Raw genomic sequence first — 13,155 nt, forward strand, 5'->3', positions numbered from 1 at the left:
CCTGTTTTCCCTTTCGGAAAAAAGTATCCATGAACCCTAATTGTTCATGGATACCATTCCGTTCGCGTGGCTGAATATTCCTTTATCAATCAGCAATTGTATAGTATGTTCCGTTACCATATCTAAATTGTTTCCTTTCCTACTGAAACCAAGAAGTTGGGAAGTCAGCCGTTTCAGATCTTCTGTCGGCATGGATATCTGTTGTTCTATGGCATAGCGGGCGGCACTCATTACTTCCAGGATCGGAATATCTAGAATGTCGCGTTTGGAGTTGATGCGGTAAAAGTCGCAGTCTTTAGCTTTCTCTTTATCCTCCCAGTAAATTATAGTATCTCCTGATAAGGGGTCTTTATATGCATCTTCAAGAAGACTGTCGATAAATACCTGTAGACGGGTGGTAACTCTTGTTAGATTCCAAATTCGTAATATCCTTTTATATAGCAGAGTATTTGTAATAGGTTGTTCAATCTTGACTATTTGTTGAAGTTGTTTTTTAACCTGATAGGAGGAAGCCATTACGGTATCGATATCTGTACTGTAGCCTATATTGGGCAAGTCAGCGAATGTATACTCTCTTTCTCGATTGTTCACTAACTCTACAACAGGTTCATTCTCTATACTGAATGTTTTCAGAACATTATTCTCTGTCGGAAGAGGAGGTTGTTTTTCTACTTTTGTGTTTTTTAAATCTTCCAGCTTTTTAATAATGCGCTCCACGACGTTCTCCTTATGTTCAAACCAGTCGACGGACCATACACGCATTACATTCCAGTGGAGCATCTGCAAAACATTCGGTTGTACTATTTCACGGTCCCTTGTAGTCTTGGTTTCATAATAGTTTCTGCCGTCACACAATATTCCCAGAATATATGTATCCGGTTGCAACGGATTGACAATCGCTAAATCCACCTTAAAGTTTGACCGCCCTACCAGAGTGTCCACTTTATAACCACGCTGAGTGAGTTCCTGTGCAATTAAAGTAATAAGATTACTTTGTTGCAGGTTCTGTAGTTGGATGGCCGGAATAGGTGAGGTACCGCGTTCTGCAAATTCAAGGAACCTCTTTAGGCCTTCCACACCTTTGGACTTTGTACGTTTCAAATCTATTTGTTCGGAGCGTAAGGTTGAGAAGATAATCATCTCATAACGTGCACGCGATACGGCTACATTCAGACGACGCTCGCCACCTTGATTATTCAATGGTCCGAAATTCATAGATACATTGCCATTCCTGTCCGGACCGTATCCTATAGAGAAAAGAATAATATCCCGTTCATCACCTTGTACATTCTCCAGATTCTTGATGAAAATAGGTTCATTACTTTGGAAAGCTTTTTCTTCCAATTCAGGATATTTGTTCAGCTCCTCAATGAGCATATCTTCTATCAGATTTTGCTGTACCTGGCTGAAAGATACGACACCTATACTTTTTTTGGGAACTTCAGATGTACGTAGCCGGTTCAGTATTTCTTTCACAATGGCTTCCGCTTCGGCATGATTGCTGCGTGTACGTCCTTTATCATACGTACCATCTACTTGAACTAAACGTACTTTTGAAATCCTGTCATCCACAGAAGGAAAAGTATATAGCTTTCCATTGTAATACTGAGAATTACTGAAAGCAATCAGACTTTCGTGTTTGCTCCGATAGTGCCAAGTCAGATAACGGAATGGAATGGATAACGAGATGCAATCATCCAGAATGCTCTCCATATCGTCAAATTCAGCTTCTTCCTCGTCTACTTGTGAAGAGGAGAAGAAACTTGTCGGAGGCATTTGCTTGGGATCACCTACTACGACTAATGCGTTGCCGCGGGCTATTGCACCGACTGCCTCGCTGGTAGGCATCTGTGATGCTTCGTCGAAAATAACAAGATCGAACTTCTCTGCATCCAGATCGATATACTGAGCCACTGATATCGGACTCATCAACATGCATGGACATAGCTTGGGCAACAGAGTTGGTATCTGGTCTATAATTCTCCGGATAGATGTGCCGCGTCCTCCATTTGAAATGTTCCTTTTTAGAATTCCTATTTCGGAACTGGAGGCGGCTTCCATTGTCAGTGATGGTATTTTGGCTGCTAATCTACAGTATAGTTCTTTTTTACTCAACTCCTGAAAATCTATAGTCAACTGTTTGTATTTACTGATCATTTCCTCAAATAGCAACCCGTTGAAAAGACGTAAAGTTTCGTCTGCATCAACGGTTTTTAGAGCTAATTGGTGATAAACGCCCTTCATATACGCATCAGAAGCTTCCGATCCGCTTTTATGCTTATCTGTTATATAGTTGATAACTACGGTTAAATGCAGAGATTCCAATTCTCTCTTACGGATGCACCATTGTCCCCAATCTTTAATCTTATTGAAGTGAGTTAACCAGGTATTCAGTAGAACCGGTAGTTTCATTTCAAGATTATTATCCGGCAGTTGTATGTAGCATGAACCTTTTATTTCATTGAGAACCGTATTCAACTCGTTGGATGTATCGATTAATTGCCTGAATATATTTTCATTAGACTGCTGGAATGCGTTCCAGTCAATACTGATTTTATTTGCAAATTGATTCAGAACTTCCGCAAATGGCTGTTGAACGATTGCTGCGTATTCCGATAAAGTGTTGTAAATTATCGGAAGATTCTTAAGTATAGAATCAATATCATCCCATTTCTCTTTGCTCTTTCTTCCTAAGAAGCCGAAAGAAGATGATAATTCGGAAGATTGTTCCTGAATGATTTTATTATTCTTTTGATAAGCATTTAGCTTTTCTAACAGGCTTGGTATTTGTACCGCTTGCAAACTCGTATTGTAAAGTTTGAGTTTTTTCAAATAAGAACGTTTGGCAAAGAATTTGGGTAAGAACCATTTCAATTCGATAGCTTTCCACTCTTGCTGAAGGGCAAATGCATTTTCTTCTAGAATTTGGGGTGCGTAGTCTTTGCCTAGTTCGGTTTGTAACTGATCTCGTTTACGACCGGACAGGACAACGTTTTTCCATTCTTCTATCAAGTCGGTATTACCACCCATTTCCAATAACGTTTTATTCAGATATGGGATGGATAGAAGCTGGGTACACATCTTGCCCATCCAATTGATCACATCCCAATTATCAGGTATCGAGATTCCCAGACTATTTGAAAGCAACTTTCTGTTAGCGGTAATCGAAGTGAATAAATTTATAAAGCGCCTGATTCCGGCCTGTAGTTTCTGAGAGCTTTCTATGGAAGTATCGTATGGTTCCAGTCCCTTTAACGGGTGGTCTTGCGGATGCCCTGTTATCTGAAAAACTGTATCCAGTTCTTGGATCTTTTCGTAAAAGTCTGTCAGTTGATTCTTGGTGATGGAGGGCAACAGAGAAAAGTCGATAGACAATTCATCTCCCTGTATTGATAAATAGTTTGTAATGCAATCGTAGAGAGAGAAACCGGAAACATGGGGGTGATGCAATGCTTCCATATAATCGATTAATTTCTTTCTACGCTCAAATAATTGCATTGAAGTGCTTTCAAACTCGACTGGAGACTGAATGTGAATGACTTCTATAGCTTTCTGAAGCTGAGCTAGAAAATGGGATTTAGTGACTTTATTGGAATGTAGTTCCAGACAGAACGGATCTAATCCTATCTTGGTCAGACGGTTTTGTACAACAGAAAGTGCCGCCATTTTTTCTGCTACAAACAGCACACGCTTTCCTTTGTACAGGGCATTGGCTATCATATTAGTAATGGTCTGCGATTTGCCGGTTCCCGGAGGGCCATGCAATATGAAGCTCTTTCCTTCTCCTGATTCAATGACGGCTTCCAGCTGCGAAGAATCAACATCAACAGGAATGGCAAAATGGATAGGTTCAAGATTTCTATCTATTTCTCTGGCGTCAATCTCCGGAGTCGTATCCTGCCATTGAATACGATTTTCCATCAGACTGGCTATAATGGCATTTTCTTTCAATTTGTCTGCATTGGTATGAATATCGTTCCACATGACAAACTTGTTGAATGAGAATAGCCCCAACATGGATTCTTCCACTACATCCCAACCTTTCATATTGCGGATGCAGGTGCGAATTGTAGCGAATATCTTTTTCACGTCTACGCCGCTGTCGTCTTTCGGCAACGGATTCAGCCCAGAAAGATTAACGCTAAACTGTTGTTTCAATAGTTCGACGAGCGTTATATTCAATATAATTTCTTCATCTCTGGTGCGAATGATATATCCACTTGAGCCTCCACGACGCACAATATCTACCGGTAATAGCAAGATAGGAGCAAAGCGTGGTTTTACACTCTTAGGAGACTCGTACCACTTCAAGATTCCTAAAACGAGGAATAGTGAATTGGCACCATTTTCTTCAATGGCGGTTCGCGATGTACGGTATACAAATTTGAGTGAATTCTGTAGTTCGCTTTCTGTCAGATAAGAACGGAGTTTTTTGTTTCTCAGCTCGCTGATTACTAATTCTTCCAAATTCTCTTTCCATAAAGAAGAATCATAGAGCCCTGTCTCACCCGGTTCTATTTTACTTTTAGCAGGACTGGATAATATCTGGTAGTTTTCTCCGGCTTGCAGATGATCTTCCAGATGATCAATTTCGAAAGATATGAATGGTATAACTCTTCTGCCAAGCCGGATGTTGATCAGATTATTGCGTAAAGAAAAGTCCAGTAGTTTTCTTTCCCAAATAATCTGCTTGGTTATTTCATCCTTGCTGTCCTCCAGCTTTATTTCATACCGGTCCAGTTGGTGTATTCTTTGGGTTACATTCTCATGTTCTATTCCACTGTTTTCTATTTGCCATTCACCGTTATGGTTTATGCGTTGTGGCAATGGACGGATTTTATCCAGTCTGCACCTATATACATCAATAAACAGCTCGAATCTGTTTTCTTCTTTGAGTTCTCTCTGAGCCATTGCAGCAGCTTCTTCAAATGAAATATTTTGAGAAGATGCCAGTGCGGTTGTCTCTACTAATACAATGTCGCTGATACCATTTGCACTCCCTTTGAGTAGAAAGGAAGCATCATCGCCTACGGTTTGATGATAAATATCTTCTGTAAGCCATGCACCTACCAATATATGTCCTTTCAACAAGACTAAAAGAGGATGAATGCCATTGGCTTCCAGACAGGAAGCATAGAGTAAAGTCAGGTCTATACATGTACCTAGTTTGCTGGTGAGTACATTATCTACCAAGCGGATACGCTGCCCCGAAGTTTCAAAGCTAGCTGGAACCGTAGAATATATTAAAGACTCAGACCGGAGAGCTTCATAAATAGCAGCTACCTGTGCACGTACTCGGTTGGGGTCCTGTGTCTGATACTCGTCTAAGGCAGAGTTTCCGGTCCACTTTTCGAGGAATTGTGAGGCTTTTACGCTTATTCTTGAAAGTATGGGATGATTGGGAGTAACAAATGTAGCTAAGAGTTCGGGCATAATCCTGGAACCAGTCCACTGATCGTATGCCATCAGTTTGATGGGAAATGTTTGCTGATGGGCTATCTCACCGGAAATCATAATAACCAGATGAAAGATAGTATCGATGCCTTCTGTCAATTCGATTAATTTTTCACTTTCAGGTGATATTTCCAGGTTGTTGATTTGAATGTTCTGTCCGTGCGGAATAACTTCGAGAATACTCTCTGAGTGCTTAATAAGTTCTCCATCTATCGAAACTTTGATATTGTTCCAATCGACTTCATCACTGTTCATTAGTTCGCAGAAATTGCATGAAGGCACATGGTTGTGTATCATTGCATAATTGATGCATGGCAGGTATTCCAGGTGGATTGTTCCATTGAAGGTGCCTGTAATTGTGTTGTCGTTTCCCATTGTTGTTATAGAATTTAACTGATAAAAGAGGTGATCCCATAATATCATTCCCGGATTCAAAGTTATAAATATTATGCTAATAATCTATACTTTATTTATAATTTAGTGAGATATTTGTCGCCTATTTAGTTCAAAAAGGATTCACCCTATTGTTCATTGTGCTGATTTTTGTGATATTTGCAACGCTTTAGAACAAAAATCACTGTTGAATTGTTTAATAACTGACAAATTTTATATCTATATGTATATTACTCTCATTGTTTTATTCCTTTCTGCGATATTCTTTATGAGTGGCAAAGTGCGTTCGGATTTGGTGGCGCTTTGTGCTTTGGTGTTACTAATTATATTCGGTATTCTAACTCCGGAGGAAGCATTGACCGGTTTCTCCAATTCCGTCGTGATCATGATGATAGGATTGTTCGTTGTGGGCGGTGCCATTTTTCAGACGGGTTTGGCGAAAATGATCAGTAGTCGTATCCTAAAATTAGCCGGTGATAGCGAATTAAAGCTTTTTATTCTTATTGTACTGGTGACTGCCTTCATCGGCGCTTTTGTCAGCAATACCGGAACGGTAGCTTTGATGCTTCCTATTGTTGTCAGTATGGCTATGGGAACACAGATTAATGTCAGTCGTCTGCTGATGCCGCTTGCATTTGCCAGTAGTATGGGAGGTATGATGACACTTATCGGTACACCACCGAACCTTGTAATTCAGGAAGCACTGACTTCTGCTGGATATGCGCCCCTTACTTTTTTCTCATTTACTCCTGTCGGACTGGTTTGTGTAGCTGTCGGATTGGTGATACTGATTCCATTGAGCAAAATTTTCCTGACTAAGAAAGGCGATAAGGATCGTAAGGGCAAAAAGAATAAATCACTGAAAGAGCTGGCAGGAGAGTACCAACTGTTCCAAAACTTGTGTCGGGTACGAGTGGAGAGTAGATCCCCTTTAACTGGAAAGACCATACAGGAACTGGGTATTCCACAACGTTATAATGTGGGTATAATGGAGGTTCGCCGTCAGTCATCTTCTTCGCGCCGTCATTTCTTTAAGACGATGAGTCAGGAAATGGCCGCTGCTGATACCATTATTCAGGAGAATGATATTCTGTATGTACTGGGCGATTTTACGAATGTGGAGCGCTTTGCAGAAGAAAATACATTGAAGTTACTGGATACGCATGATGCAGAAGGCACCGTAGAATCAAAGAGTGATGAACTTGAATTCACAGAAATCGGTATTGCTGAAATTGTATTGATGCCTGCTTCTAACCTGGTCAATAAGCCGGTAAAGGATTCTGGTTTCAGAGAGAAATATGGGGTGAATATTCTGGGTATCCAACGCAAACGTCAGTATATCCTAAAGAATCTGAAGGATGAAAAGATGCATTCGGGAGATGTGCTGTTGGTGCAAGGAACATGGGAGAATATAGCGCGTTTGAGTGAAGATCCCTCTGATTGGGTAGTACTCGGACAACCGCTTGCTGAGGCTGCCAAAGTAACCCTGAATCATAAAGCACCTGTTGCTGCCATTATCATGTTGGGAATGGTGGTAATGATGATGTTCGATTTCATCCCTGTCGCTCCGGTAACGGCAGTAATGATTGCAGGTTTGCTGATGGTGCTTACCGGCTGTTTCCGAAATGTGGAAGCGGCATATAAAACTATTAACTGGGAAAGTATTGTTCTGATTGCCGCTATGTTGCCTATGTCGTTGGCGCTGGAAAAGACCGGAGCTTCCGAATTGGTGTCCCAATCGCTGGTAAACGGGCTAGGTAGTTACGGACCTTATGTGTTATTAGCTGGTATTTATTTCACCACTTCGCTGATGACTATGTTTATTAGTAATACGGCTACGGCAGTACTTCTTGCACCGATTGCGCTTCAGTCTGCCATACAGTTGGATTTGAGTCCGTATCCATTCCTATTTGCCGTAACCGTGGCAGCCAGTATGTGTTTTGCTTCTCCGTTCTCAACTCCGCCCAATGCATTGGTGATGCCTGCAGGACGTTATACATTCATGGATTATGTTAAAGTAGGTTTGCCTTTACAGATAATTATGGGAATTGTGATGATCTTTGTGCTCCCGTTATTGTTCCCGTTTTAAAATAACTAAAGTATAAGATCGATGAAAGTAGTAAAGAGTTTGATTTTTATCCTGTTTGCCCTTTGCAGTTTATCGGGCAAAGCACAGGAAGTAGCTGCCGATAGCACCGGCTACATTGTAAGAGTAGGGGAGATGGCTCCCAACTTTACCATTACCCTGACAGACGGTAAGAAAGTTACCCTTTCCGAACTTCGTGGAAAGGCAGTGATGTTACAGTTCACTGCCAGTTGGTGTGGGGTATGCCGCAAAGAGATGCCTTTCATAGAAAAAGATATCTGGCTGAAACACAAAGATAATTCAGCATTTGCTCTTATTGGTATAGACCGTGATGAGCCGTTGGACAAAGTGATTGCATTCGGCAAATCAACCGGTGTTACTTATCCTTTGGGATTAGATCCCGGTGCAGATATCTTTGCCAAATATGCGCTTCGTAATGCCGGCATTACCCGCAATGTACTGATTGATAAAGACGGGCGCATTGTGATGCTGACCCGCTTGTACAATGAGGAGGAATTTGCCGCATTAACGAAGAAGATAGATGAAATGCTGGCAAAGAAATAATAAACAGAAAGTCCGGGTTGACCTTATTTCAAGGTCAACTTGGCTAAATAATCGTAATGCTTTCCCTCTTTTACCAACTCCGCTTGGAAACCATTTTCGGCTGCATAAAGACTGAGTGTCTGGAAATCAATGTAAAGCCAGTCGAATGACTCTCCCAGAATATCCTTATATTGCATCTGGAAGTCTATTTCTCCATAATAGTCACCTGCCAGATCGATCACAAAACTTCCGTCTTCTTCCTCAAACAGATAGCGCAGATCACTGGAGTCCATAAAGATGCAGCCGCTGGGTTGTAGCAGTTGCTTCATTCTTTTGAAGAAGGCAGGCAGGTTCTCCAACTGACCGATGATTCCAGAACCGTTCATCAACATTAATATAGTGTCGTATGTCTCTTGGAAATGTTCATCGAACAGATTGAGTAATGTGGCATGCCGTACACCGCGTTGTTGCATCACTTCTACTGAAAGTGGTGAAATATCAATGGCATGTACATCCTTGCCTGCTTCCTGCAAGGCAAGACTATGACAACCGCTTCCGGCTCCCACATCCAGAATCTTTCCCGTAGCCAGTTGCAGGGCGGTACGTTCCAGAAGAGGCATCTGCTTTTCCGTACGAAAAAGTTCCTTTACCGGAATTTCATCCTCATCGAACTGTGAGGAGAAAACCCGTAGCCGTTCGGCCTTGTGTCGTTTATAATAATCGGCAATAGCAGCACCCATCGGGTCCTTATCAGCAGAAAGCAGCGTAGTGTTCATTCTATTCAATCTTTAAAAGTTGTCCGCAAAGATACGAAAAATGCAGTCTATTAGTAGAAAAAAGCTATCTTTGTAGCGTAGGTGTAGCGAAGGCTGTATACTTACTTCTTATGGAAACCATGTAATTTCAGGCAAATGAAAAAAAAACTTTTGGGTTTGATGCTGCTATCAGGACTATTCGCTTTCAGCGTTGCGGCTTCTGATGGCGTCTCACTAAGACAAAAGGCGCAGCAGGCAGTAGAGGCGGGAAACTATGAAGAAGCTTATCAGACTTATCAAGAGTTGAGCAGCCAGTGTGATTCTATCTATCAGCAGATTTACGGTGAAGAAATAGAAGACTTGCGTGCCACTTACCGGATAGACGAGCTTGAATTACAGAATAAAGAATATGCTAACCGTCTGCTTTCTTACTTCATCGGAATCGTCCTGTTTTTAAGTGCTGCTTTTTTAGTCTGTTTCTTCTTTTTCAGGCGACAGAATAAACTGCTTACCATTTCCCGGAAGAAGTTGGAAGAAGCTAAGATTCTGGCAGAAGAGTCGGTGAAGAATAAAAGCCTTTTCCTTTCCAATATGAGTCATGAAGTCAGAACTCCGCTGAATGCACTTGCCGGCTTTTCAAGCATTCTGAGCATGGATGGCATTGATGATGACACCATACGGGAGTGTGATGACATTATACGGCTGAACTCTGATTTACTGCTGAAACTGATTAATGATGTGGTGGATATTTCTTGTATAGACCTTGAGCACATGCAGTTTCATCTTGCTTCCTGCGATGCCGTAGCCTTATGTAAATATGTAGTGCAGACGATGGAAAAGATAAAGCATACACAAGCGGATATCCTGTTCCGTTCAGATTTGGATTCTCTTATGATAGATACTGATTCCTCCCGTTTACAACAAGTTCTGATCAACCTGATTGTCAATGCTTCTAAGTTTACGAAGCAGGGACAAATCACCTTGAGCCTGGAACAGAAGGGAGATGAGGCCCATTTTGCAGTAACTGATACCGGTTGCGGCATTGCTCCCGAACTCCATTCCCGCTTATTTGGAAGATTTGAGAAGCTGGATGAAAAAGCGCAGGGAACCGGATTAGGACTATCTATCTGCCGACTTATCATCAAGCGTCTGGGAGGTGATATTTGTATAGACCCTTCGTATGCAGACGGGGCACGGTTTGTTTTTACCCATCCGTTGGGAGAAAGGAGTGAGGCATGAAACGACTTTATATCTTATTGATATTGTTAGGCTCAGTGCTGCACGTTTCTGCCGGATTGACTCCTCAGGAACAAATCTTGCGTGATAGTATTTTCAAAGTATATCATAGCATGCCGGTGGATACGGTACGTGTGGAATATCTGAAAGATATGTATCAGCAAAATATCAGGGCGGACTGGTCTATCGAGCTCGCTGACTCTGCTCTACAAGCAGCAAAAGCTCTTCGTAACGGACGGCTTGAGTTGATTCTTTGCCATGAAATGTTCCGATATTCGCAATATCGAGGAGACTTGCCGGAAATGGAACGACAATTGGCGCTTATGAAAGAGTGCAGTCATCGTTTGAAATCCTACGAATATTATTTTTCTTCCTGGGAAGCAGTGCTTGATATTCAATGTTCCAGAGGAAATATTGAATATGCTGTTTTGCAAGCTAAGCAGATGAAGGCGGATGCTGAAAAGTTGGGATATGAAAAAGGAATATACACTTCTTATATTGCTTTAGGCTCCGCTTATGGATACTCAGAACAGTATGCAGAAGGTGCAGAGGCTTATAAGGAAGCATTGAAGTGCCCGATGATAAGTACACGTGAGAAATTAGATACTTATTGGGGATTGAGCGGTTGTTATATTGGCCTGATAGATGTAGAGAATGCGGTGAATATTTTGAATCAGGAGAAAGAAATACTGGAACAATTAGCAGGAGCAAAGCCAGCTAATTATCCTTTATATCGGGACCGGTTGTTGGATAATGAACTGCGTTTCTGCCAGATCTATGCGAAAGTGAGAGAAATCCCTAAGCTAAAGTCCCATCTTTTGATGGCGAAGAAGCACTATACTGAAGACGTATTCCTGCCTTATTATTTTCAGTACCATCTCTCTTGGGCCGATTATTATCATCTGGTTCAAGACTGGGATGCTTGTTTTACAGAACTGGACTTGGTATTGGAACGTAGTAAAGGTCTGCAACCCTGGTATGAACGGAATGTCCGGAAGACAAAAGCACAATACCTGTGGGATGCCGGAAGGAAAGAAGCGGCTTTGGATACCTATGAAGAGATTGTTCAGATAGGTGACTCCCTTATACACTATTTCCGGGCACAACAGGAAGAGACTGTTCAGAGTAACTACCGGATAAAAAAGGAGTTACTGAAACAGGCGGAGACTCAGAATAAGGTAAGATGGTTGACTTTTGCTTCGGTTACGATACTCCTTATTATAATACTGACGTTTACCATCCGTACCTTGTATATTCGCTCTCTTCTGAAGAAAGCCGAAGCTGAGACACGTGCGGCAAGTGAACTGGCCCGGAAGGCTAACCACATGAAGGACGTCTTTTTAAAGAATATAGTCAATGATATAAAGGTGCCTCTGGACAGTGTTGTCCGGCTCTCTAAGCTATTGTCGGTTGAAAGAAGTACGCTTACGCCCGAACAAAGGACTGAGTATTCATCCAGCATTACGGTGAATGCGGAAAAGTTGATAACGTTGGTAAATAATGTGCTTGACCTGTCTCGCCTGGAGTCAGGAATGATGCGTTTCGATATACAATCGTATGATGTGGTCCAACTTTGTCGTGACGCGATTTATATGGCAGGCATGCAGGAGGGAAATCTTGCTAACGTTATTTTTGAGCACGATGTGGAGTCGTTGATGTTCCGCATTGATAGCAGCAGATTCCACAAATTAATGACTTCCCTCTTTACCGCGAAAGATACCGTTACAATTCATTGTAAACTTACCGGAACGAATCACGAGCGGGAGATTGAACTGGCAGTCACCGGAAGTCCTTTGTCTATATCTTCCTCCGACAGATTGCAGCAGATACAGCATGATATCAATCGTTTGTTTGTAGGAATCTCTCATGGTAGTTATACGGTTGAAAGTGAAGAAGCCCGTATCACCGTTTGCTTCCCGTTAGCATAGAAAATTCTGATTGTAATATTCCGAATGTCAGGAAAGTGGTAGAAAATGGTTATCTTTGCATCGGCTTATAAATGTAATAGTAATAGAAACCGAATATGAGTATAGAAGATGCAATAATGGGCGGTATCGTCTTTAAAGGAAAGAAAGACAAACCCAAGGAAGATGGAAAGGTGAAAACTAAAGCCAAGAAGAAATCGTATATTACCGGGAAACATGGTTCCGGTGCTGCCAAGATGAAGGCGGATATACGGAAGAAAAGGGCAGGTCGTCATAAATAGAAAGTTATAGGGTAATAAGGTGATAGGGGAATGTACGCTCATCGCTTTATCACCCTATCACTTTATCACCCTATCGCCCTATCATTTTTACTCTATTTTGCCGGAAGCACCTCTATCCAGTAATCATCCGGATCATGGATGAAGTACAATCCCATAGCTGTATTTTCAAAGCATACCCAACCCATTTCTTTATGGTATTGGTGAATAGCTTCATAATCACCGGCAACACGGAAGCATAAATGGCTTTCGTTCTCTCCAAGTTCATAAGCTTGCGGATGATCTTTCAGATAAGTCAGTTCCAAGAGGAAACCTGTGCTGTTATCTGTCAGGTAAACCAATGTGAAGGAGCCGTTTGAGGCTTCTTTACGATGATGTTCTTTCAATCCCAATGCTTTGTCATAGAAAGCAATACTACGTTCCAAGTTGGTAACGTTGATATTAAAATGATCGAATTTAGCTTTTATTTCCACGTAATTAGTGAT

8 protein-coding genes are annotated in these 13,155 nt (G+C 41.6%); 5 read left to right on the plus strand and 3 right to left on the minus strand.

All coding sequences use genetic code 11. The features are described 5' to 3' along the window. Positions 1–36 precede the first annotated feature (36 nt). Positions 37–5,829, minus strand: a complete 5,793-nt coding sequence (locus K6V21_RS15560; RefSeq protein WP_224319178.1) for a DUF3320 domain-containing protein — start codon at positions 5,827–5,829, stop codon at positions 37–39. Between the two features lie 241 nt (positions 5,830–6,070). Between K6V21_RS15560 and K6V21_RS15565 the strand changes: the two genes are divergently transcribed. Together K6V21_RS15565 and K6V21_RS15570 are read left to right on the plus strand one after the other, a co-directional pair. Next, entirely contained in the window at positions 6,071–7,936 is a 1,866-nt protein-coding gene (locus K6V21_RS15565; RefSeq protein ID WP_149925722.1) for an SLC13 family permease, read from the plus strand. 21 nt (positions 7,937–7,957) lie between these two features. Continuing rightward, a complete protein-coding gene (locus tag K6V21_RS15570; protein ID WP_217713246.1) occupies positions 7,958–8,497 on the plus strand; it encodes a TlpA family protein disulfide reductase in 540 nt (179 codons plus the stop codon). Positions 8,498–8,520: 23 nt separating this feature from the next. Here the strand turns inward: K6V21_RS15570 and K6V21_RS15575 are convergent, their stop codons facing one another. Next, positions 8,521–9,252, minus strand: a complete 732-nt coding sequence (locus tag K6V21_RS15575; RefSeq protein ID WP_217713247.1) for a class I SAM-dependent methyltransferase — start codon at positions 9,250–9,252, stop codon at positions 8,521–8,523. Positions 9,253–9,387: 135 nt separating this feature from the next. Between K6V21_RS15575 and K6V21_RS15580 the strand changes: the two genes are divergently transcribed. The 3 genes from K6V21_RS15580 (at position 9,388) to K6V21_RS15590 (ending at position 12,673) form a co-directional block, all read left to right on the plus strand. Continuing rightward, positions 9,388–10,470 (plus strand): sensor histidine kinase, encoded by a 1,083-nt coding sequence (locus K6V21_RS15580; RefSeq protein ID WP_217713248.1) that lies wholly within the window; start codon positions 9,388–9,390, stop codon positions 10,468–10,470. After that, positions 10,467–12,395: a histidine kinase dimerization/phospho-acceptor domain-containing protein gene (locus K6V21_RS15585; RefSeq protein WP_217713249.1), complete on the plus strand. Its 1,929-nt coding sequence runs from the start codon at positions 10,467–10,469 to the stop codon at positions 12,393–12,395. Before K6V21_RS15580 ends, K6V21_RS15585 begins: the two co-directional genes overlap by 4 nt. Positions 12,396–12,490: 95 nt before the next feature. After that, positions 12,491–12,673, plus strand: a complete 183-nt coding sequence (locus K6V21_RS15590; RefSeq protein WP_044270930.1) for a hypothetical protein — start codon at positions 12,491–12,493, stop codon at positions 12,671–12,673. Positions 12,674–12,765: 92 nt separating this feature from the next. Here the strand turns inward: K6V21_RS15590 and K6V21_RS15595 are convergent, their stop codons facing one another. Next, entirely contained in the window at positions 12,766–13,143 is a 378-nt protein-coding gene (locus K6V21_RS15595) for a VOC family protein (RefSeq protein ID WP_224319179.1), read from the minus strand. Positions 13,144–13,155 lie beyond the last annotated feature (12 nt).

Source organism: Bacteroides cellulosilyticus (genome assembly GCF_020091405.1).
Taxonomy (GTDB): Bacteria; Bacteroidota; Bacteroidia; order Bacteroidales; family Bacteroidaceae; genus Bacteroides.

Coding starts and splice junctions, on each gene's coding strand:
- K6V21_RS15585 (WP_217713249.1), top strand. CDS start 10,467: ATGAAACGACTTTATATCTTATTGATATTGTTAGGCTCAGTGCTGCAC.
- K6V21_RS15575 (WP_217713247.1), bottom strand. CDS start 9,252: ATGAACACTACGCTGCTTTCTGCTGATAAGGACCCGATGGGTGCTGCT.
- K6V21_RS15570 (WP_217713246.1), top strand. CDS start 7,958: ATGAAAGTAGTAAAGAGTTTGATTTTTATCCTGTTTGCCCTTTGCAGT.
- K6V21_RS15590 (WP_044270930.1), top strand. CDS start 12,491: ATGAGTATAGAAGATGCAATAATGGGCGGTATCGTCTTTAAAGGAAAG.
- K6V21_RS15565 (WP_149925722.1), top strand. CDS start 6,071: ATGTATATTACTCTCATTGTTTTATTCCTTTCTGCGATATTCTTTATG.
- K6V21_RS15580 (WP_217713248.1), top strand. CDS start 9,388: ATGAAAAAAAAACTTTTGGGTTTGATGCTGCTATCAGGACTATTCGCT.
- K6V21_RS15560 (WP_224319178.1), bottom strand. CDS start 5,829: ATGGGAAACGACAACACAATTACAGGCACCTTCAATGGAACAATCCAC.